A 20,873-nucleotide genomic window follows, 5' to 3' on the forward strand; every position below is an offset into this window, starting at 1 on the left:
ACCAGCCACGCATCTCCAGGGAAACCGGGGACCGGTAGTGCCGGGCATCAGCCCAGCGCTTCGGCCACCGCGCGGAACACCTGCTGCATCTGCAGCGGCCAATACCAGCCACGCATCTCCAGGGAAACCGGGGACCGGTAGTGCCGGCCGCTGGCCGGCAACCGCAGTGATCCCATCGCACGGCGATGCCGGCCAGCGGCCGGCACTACCGCGGCATCAGCCCAGCGCTTCGGCCACCGCGCGGAACACCTGCTGCATCTGCAGCGGCTTACGCAGCACGTGCACTTCCACGCCAGCGGGGAATGCATCGGCCGATACATCCACCGTTGCGTCTTCCAGCACCAGCGCCGGACCGCGGTAGCCAAGCGTGGCCATCTCGCCCAGCAGCTGGCTGGCCGGCAGCAGCTTGGAACCGGCATCGGCAATCACCAGCGCCGGCATCGCCTCCTGCTGCATCCAGCGCAACGCCGCCGGGCCATCGGAGGCCAGCTGCAACTGGTAACCCTGGCTGGACAGCGCGTTGCCGAGCAGCGACAGGCGCGTGGCTTCGCCATCGACCACCAGGATCGACTGGCCACTGCCCAGCGCCACCAGCTGCTCGATCGGCTCGCTGCCATCGATGGCCTCATGCATCGGCAGGCGCAGCTCGAAGCAGGTGCCCTGCCCCGGCTGGCTGTTGACGTGGATGCTGCCACCGGCGCCTTCAACGATGCGCTTGCAGGAAATCAGCCCCAGGCCGGTGCCATCCGCCTTGGTGGTGAAGAACGGATTGAACAGGTGCGACAGCGTGTCCGCATCCATGCCGATGCCTTCATCGGCCACGCAGATCTGCATCCAGTCCACGCCATCGCGCTCGCCGGCATGGCTGGCAGTCAGGCTCAGGCGCCCGCCGTTGGGCATCGCCTGGATCGCGTTGAGCGCCAGGTTCAGCATCACCTGCTGCAGTTCGGTGTAGTTGGCGTCGACCACCAGGCCTTCGTCCTGCACCTGCAACTCCAGGCGCACCGCATCGGGCACGTTGCTGCGCAACAGCAGCGCCACCGCATCGAACAGGCCATCGATCTCGATGCGCTCGCTCGGCTTGCGCGAGCCGCGCACGAACGACAGCATCGATTCGGCCATCTCGTGGCCACGGCGGCCGCACTCGGCGATGACATCGGCCAGGTGGTGCAGCTGCGGATCCTCGGTGCGCGCCTTCAGCAGGTCCGGCATGATCAGCAGCGGCTGCAGGATGTTGCGCAGGTCGTGGCTGAGGCCGGCGGCAAGCAGCGACAGGCTTTCCAGGCGCTGCGCGCGCATCAGTTCGGTTTCCACCCGCGCGCGCTCTATGGCGCTGCGTGCATCGCGGATCGCACGCGCCACCGCCGACGGCAGGCGCGCCGGCAGGTGCTTGATGATGTAATCGTTGGCGCCCTTCTGCAGCGCCGCCACCGCATTCTCCTCACCCATGGTGCCGGAGACGAAGATGAAGGGCACTTCCGGTGAGGTCTCGCGCACGATGCGCAGCGCGTCATCACCGGAGAACCCCGGCATGCTCAGGTCGGACAGCACGATGTCCGGCTGGAACGCGACCAGTGCCTGGCGCAGCTCGGCCTCGCTTTCGACGCGCTCGAAACGGGCCTCCAGGCCCGCGTCGAGCATCTGTTCGGACATCAGCTCGGCATCTTCCGGTGAGTCCTCCACCAGCAGGATGCGCAGCGCCCCCAGGGCGGGACCGGTCAGGGGCATGGGCTCACTCGAGTTCCGGTGCCTGGTTGATCAACGCCCAGAACTTGCCCAGGGTCTGCACCGCGCCGAAGAACTGGTCCACGTCCACCGGCTTGACCACATAGGCGTTCACGCCCATGTCCCAGCTGCGGGCCAGGTCGCTTTCCTCGCGCGAGGACGACAGGATCACCACCGGCAGGCGCTTGAGCTCTTCGTGCTCGCGGATCTGCCGCAGCACTTCCAGGCCATCCATGCGCGGCATCTTGATGTCCAGCAGCAGCACCGCCGGCAGGCCTTCCTCGCGGTTGGCGAAGGCACCACGGCGCAACAGGTAGTCCATCACTTCCACGCCATCCTCGACGTGCACGATGGGGTTGGCCAGACGCGCCTCTTCCAGGGCGTCGATCGCCATTTCGGCATCAGCCGGGCTGTCTTCGGCGAGAAGAATGGTGCGCAGAGTGGTCATGCAGAAGGCCCTTGTTTGTCCGCATCGATCGCGGGAGGCAGGTAGAAGTGGAAGGTGGCGCCGACGTCCGGTTCGGCCTCGGCCCAGATACGGCCGCCATGACGGGTGAGCACGCGGCGCACGCTGGCCAGGCCGATGCCGGTACCCGGGTAGTCGCTGGCCTTGTGCAGGCGCTGGAAGACACCAAACAGCTTGCCGGCGTAGGCCATGTCAAAGCCTGCACCATTGTCGCTGACCGTGAACTGATGACCGCCGTCAGGCTGCGGCTGGTAGTCCACGCGGATCTTCGCTGGTTCGCGGTTGCCCGAGTACTTCACCGCGTTGCCGAGCAGGTTCAGCCAGACCTGGCGGATCATGTTCTCATCGCCCACCACGATCGGCAGCGGCGCGATGCTCCACTCCACGTGGTGCGCATGGCCGCTGTTCTCGGCCTCGGCCTGCAGGTTGGAATCGAGCATGGCGCGGGTATCGGCCACCAGCGACTGCATGTCCACCGCCTGCTGGCGCATTGCCGCGCGGCCCAGCCGCGAGTAGACCAGCAGGTCGTCGATCAGTGCCGCCATGCGCCGCGCCGAACTGGAGATCACCTCCAGGTAATGGCGGCTCTTGTCATCGGCGGCGTCGCCCAGATGGCGCGACAGCTTGTCGGAGAAACCGGCCACGTGGCGCAGTGGTGCACGCAGGTCGTGCGACACCGAGTAGCTGAAGGCTTCCAGTTCCCTGTTGACCTCGGACACCTGCGCAACCTTGCCTTCCAGCTGGCGGTTCAGTTCCTCCACCCGCAGCTGCACGGCACGCTGCACGGTGACGTCGCTGACCGTGAGCAACACCACTTCGTCGTCGGTGTCCGGCAGCGGCATGCGCCGCGCGTTGAGCAGCATGTAGCGCACCATGCCATCGGCGGCGCGCTGTTCATGCTCGAAGTCCCACAGTTCGCGGCCGCGCAACAGCACATCGGACAGTCGCTGGCGCATCACGGGGTCTTTCCATGCACCGTCGCCGACAGTGTCCAGCAACAGGCCATCGGCGCGTTCATCCTGCAGCCCGTACAGCTCGGCGAAGGCAGGGTTGTGCAGCTGCACACGCAGGTCGCGGTCGAGCAGCACGATCGGCTCACGCACGGTCTGCAGCACCGAGGCTGCACGCGCGGCCGAACGCAGCGACTGTCGTTCGGCATGCAGGCGGCGACCGATCTGCCGCTGCAGCAGCCACAGCACCAGGCCAAGCAGCGCCAGCTGGATCACCAGCGAACTCCACGACACCAGCTCGGTCTGCTTGCGCTGGCGTGCGGCCTGCTCGGCGCGCTGTGTCAGCAGCTTCTGCTCGCTCGCCTGCAGTTCCTCCACCAGGCCACGGATCGGGTAACGCGTGCTCAGGTCCTGCACCAGCTCGCGCTGATCACTGTTGGGTTCGGACTTTGCCAGTTCGCGGGCAAGCGCCATGCGCCCTTCCAGCATCGACTCGATACGGCCGATGCGGATCAGCTGCTCAGGATTGTCGCGGGTCATCCGGCCCAGTTCAGCCAGGCGACCGGGAAGGTCATTGGCTTTGGCCATGCGCTCGCGCAGGCCAGGCGCATCCACACCCTTGGACAGGGTCAGCGCAGCCGATTCGACATCGCGTACATCAGCCTGCAGCTGCTGCAGGGCCACACCCACGGCCTGGGTATGATTGACCCAGGCCATCGCATCTTCGCTGTCCTGCTGCAGTTGGCGCAGGGTCAACCACGGCACCACGATGATCGCGGCGGCGGCCAGCGCCAAGGCCGGCAACCGCCAACGGTCCCAGATGTCATCACTGAAAACCAGCGCCATAGTTCCTCGTCAGCACAGCCGCGGAGCGTAGGCCGATACCGGCCCGGCTGCGGCGGAACGGGCAATATAGCGCAGGCGGTCACAACTCTGGAGTTTCCAGCCTGGTTGGCTGAACGGGTTGCGGAAACCCACGGTAGAGCCGAGACGTGCTCGGCTGCAACCCAAAGGGCAGTCGAGCAAGCTCGACTCTACCCAGGCAGCGGGCGCCCCATGCGGGGCGCCCTCCGGGGTCAGCGCTTGGCAGCAGCGCTGACCTTCAATGCAGCGGCATCGACGCGGGTCACGCCCTTGATGCCCTTGGCGGTGGTGACCGCCTTGTCCTTCTCGGCCTGGGTGGCCACGGCACCACTCAGGCTGACCACGCCGTTCACGGTTTCCACCTTGATTTCAGTGCCCGGAACGTTGCTGCTGGCCAGCAGATCGGCCTTCACCTTGGTGGTGATCCAGGTATCGGTCACCGGCTCGTTGGAGTCATGGCGATCAGCATGGGTTGCCGGATGGGTGCTGGTCGGCGGGCTCTTCGCGGCCGGGTCCTTGGCGAAGGCAGCCGAGGAGGACAGCGCCAGGCCCAGGGTCAGGGCGGAAGCAATCAGCGTGCGGGTGGTATTGCTCATCGTGTCGTACTCCTTCGGGATGTGCTGCCAGTCTGGACAAGCCTCCGTAGAGCAGGCGTGGCGTTGCGGTCATGCCGCTGTGAATCGAGGCGATTCCAACGGCAACGGTTCAGTTTTGGCCTGTACGCAGGTGTCGTTTACCCTGCCCTTCCCCATTGCCGGAGCCGCCTCATGCGCCCCGACCTGCAACTGGCCCTGATCGGCTACGGCCTCGCCGGCCGCGTCTTCCATGCGCCGCTGATCCAGCACACGCCCGGGCTGGTGCTGCACAGCATCGTCAGTTCGCAGCGCGACACGTTGCTGCGCGCGTTCAGCGACGTGCACGTGCGCGCCACGCCGCAGGAGGTGTTCGACGACCCGGCGGTGGACGCAGTGGTGATCGCCACACCGAACGGACAACACGCACCGCTGGCGATCGCGGCATTGGCCGCGGGCAAGCACGTGCTGGTCGACAAACCGTTCGCGCTGGATGTCGCTGAAGCCGAAGCGGTGCTGGCTGCGGCACGTGATGCCGGACGCATCGCGACCGTGTTCCAGAACCGGCGCTTCGATGCCGACTTCCTCACCCTGCAAGCGCTGCTGGCCGAAGGCACGCTCGGTGACGTGGCCGAGTGCCATGCACACTTTGATCGTTACCGCCCGCAGGTGCGCGACCGCTGGCGCGAGCAGGACGGGCCGGGTAGTGGCCTGTGGTACGACCTCGGCCCGCACCTGCTCGACCAGATGCTGGTGCTGTTCGGCTGGCCCGAGGCGATCGATGCCGATCTGGCCGTGCAGCGCGAAGGCGGCAGCGGCATCGATTACTTCCACGCGGTACTGCACTACCCGCGGCATCGCGCGATCGTGCATGCCGGTTCGCTGGTGGCGGCCCCCACGCCGCACTTCAGTGTGCATGGCAGCCGTGGCAGCTGGATCAAGCATGGGCTGGACGTGCAGGAGGCACAGCTGCGGCGCGGTGTTGCGCCAGGAGCGCCAGGCTGGGGCATCGACCCACGGCACGGCGAGCTGGTGCGCTGCGATGCTGAGGACAATGTGCAGCGCAGTACCGTGGACAACCTGCCGGGCGACTACCGGCGGCTGTATTCGCAGTTCGCGGCGGCGATGCACGGCGATGGCGAGCCGACGGTCAGCCAGGTGCAGGCACTGCAGCTGATGCGGTTGCTGCAGGCCGGCATGGACAGCGCGCGCGAAGGGCGGCGAATCGCGTTGGGGTGATCGGCAGGGCTGCGCCCTGCACCTGCCGAATCAACGGCAACGCCAACGTCAAAAGCGGGCATTCCGTGGATGGCGGGGTGGGTCCGACGGTAGGTGTCGACCTTGGTCGACACATCGACGTGGAAACCATCGGAGACGGCTTTTGTAGAGTCGAGCCATGCTCGACTGGCTTCATGGGGTCGGAGCCCTTCGGCAACGCCGAAGGGCTCCGACCCCACCGCGGTGCTTACGATTTCTTGATGGCGTGGCCGCCGAATTCATTGCGCATCGCCGACAGCAGGCGATCGGTGAACGAATTCGATTCGCGCGAGCGCAGGCGTTCCAGCAGCGACAGGGTGATCACCGGTGCCGGCACATCGAGCGCGATCGCTTCGGCCACGGTCCAGCGGCCTTCGCCGGAATCCTCCACGTACGGGGCGATGCCATCCAGCGAGGGATTGCGCTTGAGGGCTTCAGTGCTCAGGTCCAGCAGCCACGAACGCACCACGCTGCCGTGGCGCCAGACGTCGGCGACCTGGGCCAGGTCCAGTTCCATTTCCTGCTTGCGCTCCATCAGCGCGAAGCCTTCGGCGTAGGCCTGCATCATTCCGTACTCGATGCCGTTGTGGACCATCTTGGTGAAGTGGCCAGCGCCGGACGGGCCGACACGACCCCAGCCACGATCTTCGGCCGGTGCCAGCGTGCGCAGCAGCGGTGCGATCTGCTCCACCACCGACGCTTCGCCACCGACCATCAGGCTGTAGCCCTCCTGCAGGCCCCACACGCCACCACTGGTGCCGCAGTCGACGTAGCCCAGATCGTCTTCGGCCAGTGCCTTGGCGCGACGGATCGAGTCCTGGTAGTTGGAGTTGCCGCCATCGATGACGATGTCACCCTCGGCCAGGTGCGGGGTCAGCTGGCCCAGGGTCTGGTCGACGGTTTCGCCGGCCGGCACCATCAGCCACACCACGCGCGGCACCGGCAGCGCGGCAACCGCGGCGGCCAGCGAATCAACCACTTCCAGGCCGGCCTCGGCAGCGCGCTGGCGGGCACCCTCGCCCGGGTCGTAGCCGACCACGCGGTGGCCGCCGCGATGCAGGCGCTGGGCCATGTTGGCGCCCATGCGGCCAAGGCCGATCATTGCAATGTCCATTGTTTCACCTTCAGTTGGGGTCTAGGGTCAGGCTGCCTGGCCTGCCGGTAGCCGCGCACTGGCGCAGCTGCGCCTCGCGCCAACGCCGGTAGAGCGTGGTATGCAGATTGTGCACCGCCAGGTCGATCGAAAACGGCGTCCGCGGGTTGCGATCGAGCAGGCGGGCGATGTGGTAGCCGATGGGACGTATACCGCGTGGATGCACATAGATCACGAACTGCTGGTAGAACGGATCGTCCAGCAGCTGGTCCATGCGTGCCAGCGTGTCGTGGTAGCGCGGTTCCAGCCGTGCACGAAGGTTGGGATCGCGCTCGAACAGCAGGCGCTCGAAGTAGCGCTGGCCGATGCGCGGGATACCCTGCGCGAGTTTCCAGAGTTCGACATTGCGCTGGTCGTACCAGGCCAGCCCACCGTGCATCGCCAGTGCCTGCGCAGCATCTGCGCCCACGTCGGCTACCACGAAGTTCTCGGCCTGGTTGCTCAGGTCGTCCAGCGTGCCTTTGTCGTACACATGTTCGATGAAACCGGGCACGCCAACGAAGGCCTGCCGCCCCATCGCCGAGGTGCGCACCGCCTTGCCATCGGCGAAGAAATCGCCGGCATGTGCGCCGAGCAGGATGCTGTCGGTATCGTGCAGGGCGAGGAAGGTGCCGATCGACAGTTCATCCGCTGCGAACTCAGTATCGAACGCGGCATCACCATAAAGCTCTCGTTGCGTAGCCAGCTGCGCGACCTGGCGGCCGACCCCGCATTCGGCACGCACGGCACCGCTGTAGAACGCCTCCAGTGCATGACTGTTACCCGCGCTCGGCACGAAGCCACGACCGAAACTGCGTGTGCGCTGCCAGCCTTGCGCGCGTGGGCCCTGCAGGCCGAAGCCGATCCAGCCCAGCTGCGGGCCGGAGAAGCGGAAGGTGGGGTTGTCCTGCAGTGCCGAAGCCGCACGTTGCGTGGCCGCGCCCAGTTCGAAGGCATAGGCGCAGACCGTGGCTGGATCGTCCAGCAACTGTTGCAGCAACGCCTGGCGTGCTGCAGCGGACATTCCGGCCGGCCACCCCACGCGCAGATCGCCTGCCGCCTGTGCTTCAGCCAGCGAGGCACGTGTACACACCGGGCCGCCGTGCACCTGTGGTGCACCGGCCGTGACCTCGTCAAAGCGCCATCCCAGCCGCTGCAGCAGGCCCTGCGTGCAGTCCGGCGTTGCGGACGCAATGCCCAGCGCGGGCATCAGCAGGAGTGCCACGCCCATCAACGTGCCGCGCACGATCACCCTTGATCCGTGCTGCGGGCCGGTGCGGGCTCGGACGATGCAGGCTCGGGCGGCGCGAGCGCAGGCGGTGCGGGTTTGCCAGCATCCGCCGGCAGGTACTGTTGCAGGCGCTGGAAGAAGCGCTGATAGAACCCGGCATCGGTGACGGTGCTGCTGGCCACTTTCACCAGCGAATCGTCATTGCTGCCGAACGGCAGCGACACCGAGCCCAATGCACCCACGCCCACGCTGGCCGACGTCGGGCTCTTCTTCAACGCATAGCGGTCCTGCACCGCGCTGACGAACACCAGCGTCTGGCTGCCACGCGGCGCGCAGGAGATGCGCAGCACCAGCTGCTCGTGGTCGTCCTCGCGTGGCTGGAAGTTCTTGTTGCCTTCCACCTGCGCTTCGTCGGAGCGGGCGATGGCGTAGCCTTGGCTGAGCAGGGTGCGCCGCGCGGCCTCGCAGGCGTCACCGGGGCGGCCATCGACGGTACGCGAGAAGGTGTCGCCGGAATCAAAGGATTCGCGCAGCAACGTACTGTCGGCGGCGCGGCCACCACATGCCGACAGGATCAGGGCGCTGGCGAGCGCCACGGCAGCACTGGAAAGACGGGAGGCCCGCATGGGTACTCCTGCGAGGACGGTACCGCCAAGGGTAGCCCTGCGGCCGTGTGCGGCAGGTTGAAACCGGCGTGACCGAGCCACCCCGTTGCTGCCGGTTCATGCACAGAAAAGGGGACGGAGGGGATTAAGTCGTTTGTGGCACTTCGCTCGCCGGGCATGGCCCGGCGCTACCGTGAGCGAGGTCCCCAGACAGAAAGGGGCCGGCAATGCCGGCCCCTCGGGTATCACATGCCGTCGCCGGCTCAGTCCGCCCAGCGACCAGCGCCGGTCGACTGCGGCAGCACCTGTGCGGACAGCGGGCGATCATTGGCCAGCAGGTTCACCGCATCGGCCAGGATCGAGGCCGACTCGCGCAGCAGCGGGTCCGGACGCTTCTCGGCAGCCTTCTCGCGGGCGGCATCCTTGACGATGTCGCGCTCGTTGCCAGTCAGGCCGTCGTCGTTGCTGTCATCGGCCAGCGGGTCCAGGGCCAGGCCCAGTTCCTTGCGCATCGCCTGGCGCTCCTTGCGCTGGGTGTCCTGGCGCTCACGCTCGGCGCGGCGGGTGGCCTCGTTGAGCGAGATGTACTTCTTCGCGGCCTCGGTGCGGAACTGCTGCACGTCCTCGTTCCACCACTGGAATTCCTTGTCGGCGGCGATGCGCGCGTCATGGCGGGTTTCCAGCTTCGGCAGCAGCGGCGCGAAGTTGCCGTACTGGGTGTGCGGCACGGCAGCGATGCGCGTCCACGGCAGCGCGTTGTCGTAGGTGCTCTCGCCGAACTCGGTGGCATCGACGCTGGCCGGGAACGCCAGGTCCGGCACCACACCCTTGTGCTGGGTGCTGCTGCCGCTGATGCGGAAGAACTGGGCGATGGTCAGCTTCACCTGGCCGAAGCGCTGGGTCTCGCCACTCGGCCAACGGTCCAGGTCGACGATGTTCTGCACGGTGCCCTTGCCGAAGCTGGTCTCACCGATCACCAGGCCACGGCCGTAATCCTGGATGGCACCGGCAAAGATTTCCGAAGCCGAGGCCGAACCGCGGTTGATCAGCACTGCCAGCGGGCCATCCCATGCCACGCCCTGGTTGCGGTCGCTGTTGACGGTGACGCGGCCACCGGACTCGCGCACCTGCACCACCGGGCCCTGCTCGATGAACAGACCGGTCAGTTCAATGGCTTCATCCAGCGAACCACCACCGTTGTTGCGCAGGTCCAGCACCACGCCGTCCAGCTTGTCGTTCTTGAAGCCGGCCAGCAGCTTGGCCACGTCGCGGGTGGCCGAGGCGTAGTCGGCCGCGTTGCGGCGACGGCCTTCGAAGTCCTGGTAGAAGGTCGGCAGCTTGATCACGCCGACCTTGCGCGCCGGCTCGCCATTGGCGGCCGGAATGGTCATGGTCTCGCCCTTGGCGGCCTGTTCGGCCAGGCGCACCTTCTGGCGGGTCAGCACCAGGGTGTGGTGCTTGCCGTCGGCGCCCTCAGCAGCCGGGATGAACTCCAGCTTGACCTGGGTATCCTTGGCGCCGCGGATCTTGGCCACGACGTCGTCGATGCGCCAGCCGATCACGTCCTCGACCAGGCCGGACTTGCCCTGGCCGACGCCGACGATACGGTCACCCGGCTTCAGCGTGCCATCCACTGCGGCCGGGCCACCGGCGATGATCTCGCGGATCACCACTACGTCGTCCTGGCGCTGCAGCTGCGCACCAATGCCTTCCAGCGACAGCGACATCGCCTGGTTGAAGTTCTCGGCGGTGCGCGGGGTGAAGTAATCCGTGTGCGGGTCAACGGCGCTGGTGTACGAGTTCATGAAGAACTGGAAGACGTCTTCGCCCTTCAGTTCATTGACCGATTTCTCCAGCGTCGCGTAGCGCTTGTCCAGCGTCTTGCGGATGTCGTCCGGCTTCTTGCCGGCCAGCTTCAGGCGCAGCCAGTCGTTCTTGACCGACTTGCGCCACAGCTCATCCAGCTCTGCACTGCTGGCCGCCCACGGCACCTTCTTGCGGTCGTATTCGAAGCGCTCGTCGGTGGTGAAGTCCGGCTCCTGCTTGAGCAGCTTGCGCGCGTAGGCCACACGTTCGCCGACGCGCTGCTTGTAGACCGCGAACACCTGGAACGCCGGCTCCAGCTCGCCGCCACGGATGGCCGAGGAAATGTTGGCTTCGAACGGCGCGAAGCGCGCCACGTCGGCCTGGGTGAAGTACTGCTTGCCGCCGTCCAGCGTCTCCAGGTAGCGCTTGAACACGTCCTTGGAGGTGGCCTCGTCCAGCGCACGCGGGCGGTACGCGTAGCGGCTGTCGGACAGCAGGCCGTACACCAGCTTGGAGGTGGTCACCTGATCGGCGGTTGCCGCAGCGGGCAATGCCGGCGAATCGGCCTTGGCCGCCAGCGCCAGCGGCGCGACCAGCGCCAGGGCCATCAGGAATGCGGGGGCTTTGAATTTCATTGACGTGCTCGGAGGCGCCTTGCCAAGGGGGAGACTGCGGGGTGTTAAGACACCACGACAGTGCCGAAAGTTGCCGGGTTTGTCACCCGGCCGCGCTCGGTGGAAAACCAGCCTAGCCGGGCCGGTGTAGCAAATTGTGAATGCAGGCGAAGGCGTGGGACCAACGGTCCGCACCCACCTCAGGAGACGCCGGCGCCCTTGGCCTGCACGTCGGCGTGGTACGACGAGCGCACCATCGGGCCGGAGGCCACGTGGCTGAAGCCCAGCTCGTAGCCGTAGTCTTCCAGCGCCTTGTAGTCCTCGGGGGTCCAGTACTTCAGCACCGGGTGGTGGTGCGCGGTCGGCTGCAGGTACTGGCCGATGGTGATCATGTCCACGTCGTGCGCGCGCAGGTCGCGCATGGTGGCCTTGATCTGTTCGAACTCTTCGCCCAGGCCCAGCATGATGCCGCTCTTGGTCGGCACGTCCGGGTGCTGCGCCTTGAAGTTCTTCAGCAGGTTCAGCGACCACTGGTAGTCCGCGCCCGGGCGCACGTTGCGGTACAGGTCCGGCACGGTTTCGATGTTGTGGTTGAACACGTCCGGCGGGTTCTGCGCCAGGATCTCCAGCGCGCGCTCCATGCGGCCCTTGCCACGGAAATCCGGGGTCAGCACTTCGATGCGGGTGCCCGGCGACTTCGCGCGGATGGCACTGATGCAGTCGACGAAGTGCTGGGCACCGCCGTCGCGCAGGTCATCTCGGTCGACGCTGGTCACCACCACGTACTTCAGCCCCATGTCGGCCACGGTCTGGCCGAGGCTGGCCGGTTCGTTGGCATCCGGCGGCTTCGGGCGGCCGTGGGCGACGTCGCAGAACGAGCAGCGGCGGGTGCAGACCTCGCCGAGGATCATGAACGTTGCCGTGCCGTGGCCGAAGCACTCGTGGATGTTCGGGCAGCTGGCTTCCTCGCACACCGTCACCAGGCGGTTCTCGCGCAGCTTGGCCTTCAGGTTCTGCACCGCATTGCCCGAAGGAATGCGCACGCGGATCCAGGACGGCTTGCGCAGCACCGGCGCGTCGGCGAACTGCACCGGCGAGCGGTTGATCTTGTCACCGCCCAGCTGCTTGACCCCGGCCTGCAACGGCGCGGCGGACGGAGAGTCGCCCTGCACGATCTGCAGGGGAATGGAACGGGCGGTGGTTTCAGTCATGGCAGTTCCGGGGGGCGGTCAGGCGGCCGCAGAAAGATCAGGCAGTTCGGGCGTGGGCTGCAGCAGCAGGCCGAACTGGCGGGCCAGGTGGTCCAGCAGCACCGGCTTGACGGCCTCCATCCCGGAGGGCCCGCCCAAGTCTACTACCGAGGTCACCTGCAACCCCTGATAGCCACAGGGGTTGATGCGGTGGAAAGGTTCCAGGTCCATGGCCACGTTGAAGGCCAGGCCATGGAAGGTACAGCCGCGGCGCACGCGGATGCCGAGCGCGGCGATCTTGGCGCCACCGACGTAGACGCCCGGGGCGCCCTCGCGGCGTTCGGCGCCGATGTTCCACTCGGCCAGGGTATCGATGATGGCCTGCTCGATGCGGCACACGTAGTCGCGCACACCGATGCCCAGCCGTGGCAGGCGCAGCAGCGGATAGACCACCAACTGGCCGGGGCCGTGATAGGTCACCTGGCCGCCGCGGTCCACGTGCAGCACCGGGATCTCGCCCGGCGCCAGCACATGCTCGTCCTTGCCGGCCTGGCCCAGGGTGAATACCGGGTCGTGCTCGACCACCCACAGCTCATCGGCGTCGGCCTCGCTGCGCTGGTCGGTGAAGCGCTGCATGGCGCGCCACACCGGTTCATAGGCCTGGCGGCCGAGGTCGCGGACCAGCGCCGGGCGCGGCGCGCGGTCTTCCGGGGCGGCTTCGGCCGGGCAGCTGTCGGCTACAGCGTCCACTTCACTTCCGGGTGGTCGCGCAGTGCCTGGTGCGCCAGGTCGTACTGTTCGCGGCTCTCGGCCTTGAACACGATGCGCACGGACACGTACTTGCCGTTGGAGGAATGCTTCCAGCTGATGCGTTCATTCACCACATCGATGCCGGCAGCCAGCAGCAGGCGGGGAAGCTCATGTTCCAGGCCGCGGTTGGCCGGGCCCATGGCACTGAGCTCGAACTGGCCGGGGAACTGGAAGCCGTGGTCGGGGTTGTCGGACTTGATTTCCATGCCCCCATTATCGGGCCGCAGGCCAACAAACCCAAGAGTATTCATCAACGTCAAACAGTGCACCGGTGAGTCGCTGCGTTGCAGCTGAACGGCCGTTCAGCATTGGCCGTTGCCCCTTGGGGCGCCGCAGGACAGTGCAGGATTGTCTTCACGAGACAATGTCGTTTTCGGAACAGACAAGTGATTCGAACGCGCTCGTTCCATCACGCCCGCACGAGTACCGTGTCGCGGCATATAACGACAGACAGAAAAAACCTCCACATGAGCCCCCCTTCCCAACGCCGCCTTGCAGCCCTCGGGCTGTCCGGCCTGCTGGCTGCTGCCCTCCCCCTCGCCGCCCAGGCGGCCGAACAATGTGGCCCGGACGCGATGCGCGACCACCCTCCGCAGGTCAATTTCCGCGTTGACAACGACCTGTTCGGCGGCCGCCACCAGGACCAGGGCTATACCAATGGTGCACTGTTGACCCTGGTGTCGCCCAATCTGGTCGATTACACCGACGACCCCTGCCTGCCACGCATGGCCCGCTGGGTGAACCAGTACCTGGAAGGGCTGCATCCGGGCAAGTTCGAACAGCAGAACATGATCTTCAGCATCGGCCAGGGCATCTTCACCCCGACCGATTTCAGCCGCAGGGACCTGATCGAGGACGACCGCCCTTACGCCGGCGTACTGATCGCAAACTTCGGTTTCAATGCGCGCAGCGGCGACCGCCTGCAGACCACCCAACTGACGCTGGGCGTGGTTGGCCCGTGGGCACAGGGCAAGCAGGTGCAGAATGCCGTGCACGAAGTGCTGGGCGACGAGAAATTCAAGGGCTGGGACAACCAGCTGCACAACGAGCCCCTGTTCATGCTGACCCATGAGCGCATGCGCCGCTGGCCGGGCGATGCCAGCGTCAATGCCGACGGCTGGGGTTGGGACGCGATCAGCCACTACGGCGGATCAATCGGCAACCTGGAAACCAAGGCCAATCTCGGCGGTGAAGTGCGCTTCGGCTGGAAGCTGCCGGACGACTTCGGCAGCACGCCGTTGCGCCCGGCCGGTGAGAACACTGCGCCGACCCGCGGCGGCCGTCCCAATGGCTGGTCCTGGCACCTGTTCGCGACCTCGGACGCCGCCTGGGTGATCCGTGACATCACGCTGGATGGCAACACGTTCCGCAACAGCCACAGTGTGGACAAGCGCCATGTGGTGGCCTACGGCGGCTATGGCGTGGCGGTGATGTACGGACGCTGGAAGTTCGCCGCGGCGCGTTACCACAGCACGCGCGAGTTCAACGGCCAGCGCGAAGCGCCGGTGTTCGGCAGCTTCACCATCAGCCGCTCGCTGTAGGTAGGTGCCGACCGTTGGTCGGCACACCGGGGCCGGCATATCCGGATGGGTTCATGAGGAGCCGGCCAGCGGCCGGCACTACCCACATCCGGCAGGATTCATGCGCAAGCGGCATCCCGAAACAGAAAAGGCCGGCATTTGCCGGCCTTTTCCTTCACCACGCCGGGGCGTGGATCATTCCGATTCCCACCACATCCAGAAGCTGTCCCACAGGCGCTTGAAGAAGCCGGCCTGTTCGACGGCAGCCACCGCCACCAGCGGCGCTTCGGCCACCAGCTTGCCATCCAGCATCACCTTCACGGTGCCGATCTGCTGGCCGGCGGTGAACGGTGCTTCCAGGGTTTTGGGCACGTCGATGCTCGGCTTCAGGTCGTTGTAACGGCCACGCGGCACGCTCACCAGCATCGGCTGGGCCACGCCCAGCTGCACCTTGTCGGTGGTGCCCTTCCAGACCTTGTGCTCGGCCACGGCCTTGCCCGGCTCGTACAGGCGGTGGGTCTCGAAGAAGCGGAAACCCCAGTTCAGCAGGGCCAGGCTGTCATCGGCACGCTGCTTTTCCGACTGGCCGCCCAGCACCACGGCGATCAGGCGCTGGTCGCCGCGCTGGGCCGAGCTCATCAGGCAGTAACCGGCTTCCGAGGTGTGGCCGGTCTTGATGCCGTCCACGCTGCCATCGCGCCACAACAGCAGGTTGCGGTTCGGCTGCTTGATGTTGCCGACCTGGAATTCCTTGATCTTGTTGTACGCGTAGGTTTCCGGGTAATCGCGCACCATCGCACGGCCCAGCAGCGCCAGGTCGTAGGCGGTGCTGTGGTGGCCCTGCGCAGTCAGGCCATGGGCGTTGACGAAGTGCGAATTCTTCATGCCGATCTTGGCGGCATAGCTGTTCATCAGCGACGCAAAAGCTTCTTCGCTGCCTGCCACGTGCTCGGCCAGGGCGATCGCGGCGTCGTTGCCGGACTGGATCGCCATGCCCTTTTCCATGTCTTCCAGGCGCGCGGTCTGGTTGACCGGGAAGCCGCTGTAGCTGCCATCGGTACCCGCGCCACCTTCGCGCCAGGCGCGTTCGCTCATCATCACCTGGTCATCCGCACGGACCTTGCCGTTCTTGACCTCGGCGGCGATCACGTAGGACGTCATCACCTTGGTGATGCTGGCCGGAGCCAGCTGTTCGTTGATGTTTTCACCAGCCAGCACCTGGCCGGTGGCGTAATCCATCAGCACCCAGGCCTTGGACACACTCGGCGCCGGCGCCGGCGGAGTGGCGACGGTGGCCGGGGCGGCAGCGGCGGCGGCAGGCGCCGGCGTGGCCGGAGTCGGCAGCGGCGTCTGGGCGGAAGCCAGGCCCACCACCAGGGTGGCGGCCAGGGCGGTGGCGGCGGAACGGAAATTCATTGGACAGCAGGCTCCAGGGGACGGCCGGGAATGGAGGGTGGAACGTAGCGGCCATTGTAAGGCCGGGGCAGCATGGGCCGGCAGCACCGGCCCGGGTGGATCAATCCTTGACGATCTGCGGCGAACCCAGCCCCAGACCGGCGATGCGGCCGACAAGTTCCGCGGCACTGGCATGGTCGCTGGCGGGAACGCGCAGGCGGAACAGCGTACGGCCACCGGCGGCGATGTCACTGATGGTGGCACCGACGATGCCCGCGGCGTTGAGCTGGCCCATCGCGCGGTTGGCGTTGTCACGGTTGGAGAAGCTGGCAACCTGCACCATGACTGCGCCCACCACCTGCTGCGACAGGCTGGGGGTAGCGGCGGCGGTGCGGACCGGTGCCTGCGCAGCGGCGCGCGGCGTGGTACTGGCAACGACCGCCGGAGCCGGCGCGTATGCGGTGCTGCGCACCGGCGGAGCACTCGGCGGCAGGCTGCTGACCGCCACATCCGGCACGGTGCTGGCCACGCCCTGGGTGGTGGCCGGCTGGCCACGCGCCGGCATGCCATCGGCCGGCAGCCCCTTGACCAGGCGATCGATGTCGCTGTCGGCGGCGGCACGCGCGGTCGGTGCCGGGCGCGCACTGGCTACAGCGCTGGCGGCGGCCGCTTCCGCAGCACGACGCTCGCGGCGCGACGGCTTCTGCGCCAGCAGGTTGCCCTCACCCGGCTGCAGCGCGCGCACTTCCACGTTGCCGGTGCCGCGCTGGGTGATGCCCAGGCGCACAGCGGCGGCATAGCTGAGATCGACCACGCGGCCATCATGGAACGGACCGCGATCGTTGACGCGCACGATCACCGACTCACCGTTGTCGAGGTTGGTCACGCGGGCGAAGCTGGGCAGCGGCAGCGTCTTGTGCGCAGCGGTGAACTGGTACATGTCGTAGACCTCGCGGTTGGAGGTCAGGCGGCCATGGAACTTGGCACCGTAGTACGACGCAGTGCCACGCTCGACATAGTTGCGGGTGTCGTCGAGCACTTTGTACGACTTGCCCAGCACCACGTACGGCGTCTTGTTGCCGATCGCCGAGCGTTCTTCCGCGGTCACTTCCGGCTCGGGGATGCAGGCCACGTTGGGAATGTAGTCCGGCGTGCTGTCACGCACGCCCGGCTTGTACAGGCCACCGGCGGTGTAGTTGCCGCGGGTGCTCAGGTCTTCCTTGGCCGCCGCGTAGGGCGATCCTTCCGGGCAGTGTGCCGGGCGCGGGCCGCGCCCCTGCACCAGGGTGCCGCCGGACTTGCCACCATGGCCGGCCGTGGCCGGCTTCTTCGGCGCGCTGCTGCAGGCAGCCAGCGCGAGGACGATCAAGCCTGAGACCAGCCATCTGATGTTCATGCCGGGGGCAGCTCCTGTCCGGCGATGGCCTGGGACAACTGGAACACGGCCATCGCGTACATCTTCGAGAGGTTGTAGCGGGTGATCGCGTAGTAGTTCTGGAAGCCCAGCCAGTACTGCTTGCCGGTGCTGCCTTCAAGCGTGATCGGCGTGGCGGTGGCGCCCGGCTGCACCGCTGCGCTGGGCTGGTAGCCACGCTTGGCCAGGTCGGCCAGCGACCAGGTCGGCATCCATTCGGTCGGATTGAATTCCTCGCGGCCCGGCGCCAACGTGGCCGGCACGGCCACCTGCCCGCCACGCACCCAGCCACCCTTCTTCACGAAGTAGTTGGCGATGGACGAGAACACGTCGTCGTAGCTGGTGAACAGGTCGCGACGGCCGTCGCCGTTACCGTCCACCGCGTAATCGAGGTAGCTGGACGGCATGAACTGGCCCATGCCCATCGCGCCGGCATAGCTGCCCTTGAGCGTGGTGATGTCCAGGTTCTCTTCGCGGCCCAGCTCGAACAGCTTGGCCAGCTCATCGCGGAAGAACAGCTCGCGGCGCACTTCGCGTTCCAGCTTGGCCGGGTCGCCGCTGCGCGGGTAATAGAAGGCCAGCGTGTACAGCGCATCCAGCACGCGGTGGCTGCCGGCATTCTTCCCGTAGCTGGTTTCCACGCCGATGATCGCCACGATCACTTCGGCCGGCACACCGGTGCGCTGCTGGACGCGATCCAGTTCGGCGCGATGCTGGGCCAGGAACGCGCGGCCGCCATCGATGCGCGCCTTGCTGATGAACATCGGCCGGTACTCGTTCCACGGCTTGACCCGTTCGGCCGGGCGCGACATCGCGGCGATGATCGGCTGGCGCACCTGCGCCTGGTCGAGCACGCTGCTGATCTGCTCCGGCTTCAGGCCATAGCGCTTGGCGGTATCGGCAATGAAGCGGGCCCGTGCGACCTCGAACGGCACCGGGGTGAGATCGACCGGCGGCGCGGTGGCGGCAGCGGCTTCGGGCGCGGCCTCGGCCGGGCCATGGGCCTTGGCGGCGGGCTGGCGCGGCGTACTGCTGGCCTGGGGCGAAGACGGTGGGGACTTCGGCTGGGTCGCGCAGGCGACCAGGCCGAGGGTGAGCATGCAGGCCAGAGTGCGTCGAATCATCGTCGCAGGTTAGCAGGTCATGGATGAATTAAAACCCCTAACACCATGAATCACAACGATTTGCCTGCGAGCAGCGGGAAATGTGAAGACGTCGTGATCACACTTCCCCATTCAGATAGAGGTTGCCGGTTGCGTCCCCATCCCCGCAGACGCAACCGGCGACCGGATCCGGTCGGTACCCGCGCGGCTGCCGCTCCCCAGTGGCAGTGCTCCGCGCTCCCTGTACCCGTTGGATCAGTACTGCTTCCCGCCCGACGCCCCCTCGCGCTGCAACGATTGACGGCGCGCCGTGCCGAACGGGCCGCCATTGTGCAGGCCGATTACGACAAGTCCATTGATCAGGATCAACGCGCTGTAAAAGTGTGAACCAGCTAACGCTTTTTCCGGACTTTGGTCAGTGGGCGTGCTGCCGTGCATCGTTGTGAGAACGCTTCCACAACGGGCGTTGCGCAGAGTCAGGAAGTTTCCAGCCAACGGCGCAGCCCCTCGTGGGTGGGGTGTGTTGCGGAAAGCAGAAGCCGCGGGTGGGCCGGTCGGGTTGGGTACGCGGGGGACGCCGTGAATCCGTCCCTGGAGGCTTGGCAGCCGCATCCATGCGGCTGACACCCCCGCATACCCAACCCGACCGCCCTCTGACAGATTTCGGTGGTCTGCCACCCACGGAGAAGAAAGAGAAGATCACAAGCGGGTCGCGCGCTGCGCTTGCTCGAGAGCCGAGCATGGCTATGCCGGTCGTCCTGACCGGCACCCTTCGGGCCGTCGCCGTGGGCGACGTTGGCAGCGGCTCCTGCCGCTGCCTTCGGCTCTACACAAAGCAAGGAAGCGACCCGCCAGGCCGCTTTTGCTTTTGATCTTCTTTTTCTTCTCCGTGGGTGGACGCGCACGGAACCTGTCCGTGGCCGGGTAGATGGGCTGCGCAGGGGCGTGAGCCGCATGGATGCGGCGACCGAGCTTACATGGACGTACTTGCAGCGTCCCCTGCGCAGCCCATCTACCCGGCCCCACCCATGAACTGCTTTGCGCGACCACCCACGAGGGGCTGCGCCGTTGGCTGGAAACCCTATCCCCCGTGCACGGGTCGGTGCCCACGTACCGCCATCACCAGTCCAATGCCGGCCAGCAGCGAGACCGCTGATGTCCCGCCATAACTGATCAACGGCATCGGAATGCCCACCACCGGCAGCAGGCCGGAAATCATTCCACCGTTCACCAATACGTAGACGAAGAACGCCAGCCCCAGGCTGCCGGCCAGCAACCGCGCATGGGTGTCGCGCGCGTGCACTGCGATCCACAGGCAACGCCCGACCACGAACAGGTACAGCGCGAACAGCGTCGCCACACCGATCCAGCCGAACTCCTCGGCGAGCACTGAAAATGCGAAGTCGGTGGTGTACTCGGGCAGGAAATCCAGTGTGGCCTGGGTGCCCTGCCCCCAGCCACGTCCCTGCCAGCCACCGGAACCGATCGCGATGCGCGACTGCAGGATGTTCCAGCCGGTGCCGAGCGGGTCTGCTGCCGGGTCTAGGAAGGTCAGTACGCGATCCTTCTGGTACTGCCGCAACACGCCGAGCCAGGCCAGTGGCGCGGCCACCGCCAGCCCCACCGCGCCGGTGGCCACCCAGCCCCAGTGCAGGCCCGCCAGCAACAACGCGAACACGCCGCTGGCGGTGACCAGCGTGGCGGTGCCGAGGTTGGGCTGCATCAGGATCAGCACGGCGGGAAAGCCGATCAGCACTGCGGCCGTCAGTACCGTGCGTGGTGACGGTGGCAGCGGTTGCCGGTGCAGGTACCAGGCCATCATCAACGGCAGGCTGAGCTTGAGCAGCTCGGAGGGCTGCAGGTAGAAGACGCCGAGGTTGAGCCAGCGCTGCCCGTACTTGCCGGTGCCGATCACATACACCGCCATCAGCGGCAGCATCGACAGCGCGTACAGCGCCGGTGTCCACGCGCGCAGGCGCAGCAGCGAAACACGCGACAGCAGCCACATCGCCAGCAGGCCACCGGCGAAGCGCGCCGCCTGCCCGGTGACCGGACCGGAAACGCTGTGCAGCACCGCCAGCCCCGCGCCCATCAGGATCAACAACGCGACCAGCAACGGCAGGTCGATCGTGCGCACCGCCTCACGGCAGCCGCCAAGCATTCGTTTCCAGTCCACGCTGGCCACGGTAACAACGCGCGCTTGCGTGAAGCTGTCAGGG

At 66.7% G+C, this 20,873-nt stretch carries 18 protein-coding genes; 2 read left to right on the top strand and 16 right to left on the bottom strand.

What is annotated here, in order from left to right; all coding sequences use genetic code 11:
* Positions 1-47: 47 nt before the first annotated feature.
* The 5 genes from ACZK13_RS17945 to ACZK13_RS17965 form a co-directional block, all read right to left on the bottom strand.
* Positions 48-176: a hypothetical protein gene (locus ACZK13_RS17945; RefSeq protein WP_478482019.1), complete on the bottom strand. Its 129-nt coding sequence runs from the start codon at positions 174-176 to the stop codon at positions 48-50.
* Between the two features lie 40 nt (positions 177-216).
* On the bottom strand, positions 217-1,728 hold the full coding sequence (locus tag ACZK13_RS17950) for a two-component system sensor histidine kinase NtrB (RefSeq protein WP_478482021.1): 1,512 nt from the start codon (positions 1,726-1,728) through the stop codon (positions 217-219).
* 4 nt (positions 1,729-1,732) lie between these two features.
* A complete protein-coding gene (locus ACZK13_RS17955) occupies positions 1,733-2,173 on the bottom strand; it encodes a response regulator (protein ID WP_005411057.1) in 441 nt (146 codons plus the stop codon).
* Positions 2,170-3,987, bottom strand: coding sequence for a sensor histidine kinase (locus ACZK13_RS17960; protein WP_032130516.1), 1,818 nt, complete (start codon positions 3,985-3,987; stop codon positions 2,170-2,172). Before ACZK13_RS17960 ends, ACZK13_RS17955 begins: the two co-directional genes overlap by 4 nt.
* 230 nt (positions 3,988-4,217) lie before the next feature.
* A complete protein-coding gene (locus tag ACZK13_RS17965; protein WP_006470382.1) occupies positions 4,218-4,601 on the bottom strand; it encodes a BON domain-containing protein in 384 nt (127 codons plus the stop codon).
* A 171-nt stretch (positions 4,602-4,772) separates the two neighbouring features.
* Here ACZK13_RS17965 and ACZK13_RS17970 point away from each other — a divergent pair, with 171 nt between their 5' ends.
* Complete coding sequence (locus ACZK13_RS17970) at positions 4,773-5,816, top strand: oxidoreductase (protein WP_125893455.1); 1,044 nt, start codon at positions 4,773-4,775, stop codon at positions 5,814-5,816.
* A gap of 226 nt (positions 5,817-6,042) precedes the next feature.
* On the opposite strand, the gene gnd is transcribed toward ACZK13_RS17970, so the two are convergent.
* The 7 genes from gnd to ACZK13_RS18005 form a co-directional block, all read right to left on the bottom strand.
* The gene (gnd, locus tag ACZK13_RS17975; RefSeq protein ID WP_110713721.1) at positions 6,043-6,948 is read right to left on the bottom strand and encodes a phosphogluconate dehydrogenase (NAD(+)-dependent, decarboxylating); all 906 of its coding nucleotides are present in this window, start codon (positions 6,946-6,948) and stop codon (positions 6,043-6,045) included.
* A gap of 10 nt (positions 6,949-6,958) precedes the next feature.
* Positions 6,959-8,197, bottom strand: coding sequence for a hypothetical protein (locus ACZK13_RS17980; RefSeq protein ID WP_125893463.1), 1,239 nt, complete (start codon positions 8,195-8,197; stop codon positions 6,959-6,961).
* Between the two features lie 17 nt (positions 8,198-8,214).
* Positions 8,215-8,823: a DUF2242 domain-containing protein gene (locus tag ACZK13_RS17985; protein WP_032130308.1), complete on the bottom strand. Its 609-nt coding sequence runs from the start codon at positions 8,821-8,823 to the stop codon at positions 8,215-8,217.
* 242 nt (positions 8,824-9,065) lie between these two features.
* Positions 9,066-11,243: a carboxy terminal-processing peptidase gene (locus ACZK13_RS17990; protein WP_032130309.1), complete on the bottom strand. Its 2,178-nt coding sequence runs from the start codon at positions 11,241-11,243 to the stop codon at positions 9,066-9,068.
* A gap of 179 nt (positions 11,244-11,422) precedes the next feature.
* Positions 11,423-12,433 carry a lipoyl synthase gene (lipA, locus tag ACZK13_RS17995; protein ID WP_049421379.1) on the bottom strand — a complete coding sequence of 337 codons (1,011 nt, stop codon included), beginning with the start codon at positions 12,431-12,433 and terminating at the stop codon, positions 11,423-11,425.
* Between the two features lie 18 nt (positions 12,434-12,451).
* Positions 12,452-13,162 carry a lipoyl(octanoyl) transferase LipB gene (lipB, locus tag ACZK13_RS18000; protein WP_032130311.1) on the bottom strand — a complete coding sequence of 237 codons (711 nt, stop codon included), beginning with the start codon at positions 13,160-13,162 and terminating at the stop codon, positions 12,452-12,454.
* Positions 13,150-13,428: a YbeD family protein gene (locus ACZK13_RS18005; protein WP_005411067.1), complete on the bottom strand. Its 279-nt coding sequence runs from the start codon at positions 13,426-13,428 to the stop codon at positions 13,150-13,152. The genes lipB and ACZK13_RS18005 overlap by 13 nt, the downstream gene beginning before the upstream one ends.
* A 261-nt stretch (positions 13,429-13,689) precedes the next feature.
* On the opposite strand from ACZK13_RS18005, the gene ACZK13_RS18010 reads away from it, so the two are divergent.
* Positions 13,690-14,763, top strand: coding sequence for a lipid A deacylase LpxR family protein (locus tag ACZK13_RS18010; RefSeq protein ID WP_032130312.1), 1,074 nt, complete (start codon positions 13,690-13,692; stop codon positions 14,761-14,763).
* A 174-nt stretch (positions 14,764-14,937) separates the two neighbouring features.
* Here ACZK13_RS18010 and ACZK13_RS18015 read toward each other — a convergent pair whose 3' ends face one another.
* From ACZK13_RS18015 to rodA, 4 genes are all read right to left on the bottom strand, one after another.
* Positions 14,938-16,158: a D-alanyl-D-alanine carboxypeptidase family protein gene (locus tag ACZK13_RS18015; RefSeq protein ID WP_032130313.1), complete on the bottom strand. Its 1,221-nt coding sequence runs from the start codon at positions 16,156-16,158 to the stop codon at positions 14,938-14,940.
* 100 nt (positions 16,159-16,258) lie between these two features.
* Positions 16,259-17,533 (bottom strand): septal ring lytic transglycosylase RlpA family protein, encoded by a 1,275-nt coding sequence (locus tag ACZK13_RS18020; RefSeq protein ID WP_478482023.1) that lies wholly within the window; start codon positions 17,531-17,533, stop codon positions 16,259-16,261.
* Positions 17,530-18,675, bottom strand: a complete 1,146-nt coding sequence (gene mltB / locus ACZK13_RS18025; RefSeq protein ID WP_049400491.1) for a lytic murein transglycosylase B — start codon at positions 18,673-18,675, stop codon at positions 17,530-17,532. Before mltB ends, ACZK13_RS18020 begins: the two co-directional genes overlap by 4 nt.
* Positions 18,676-19,735: 1,060 nt before the next feature.
* Positions 19,736-20,815 (bottom strand): rod shape-determining protein RodA, encoded by a 1,080-nt coding sequence (gene rodA / locus ACZK13_RS18030; RefSeq protein ID WP_478482529.1) that lies wholly within the window; start codon positions 20,813-20,815, stop codon positions 19,736-19,738.
* Positions 20,816-20,873: the final 58 nt, after the last annotated feature.

It is taken from the genome of Stenotrophomonas sp. 99219_Sma (genome assembly GCF_056480785.1).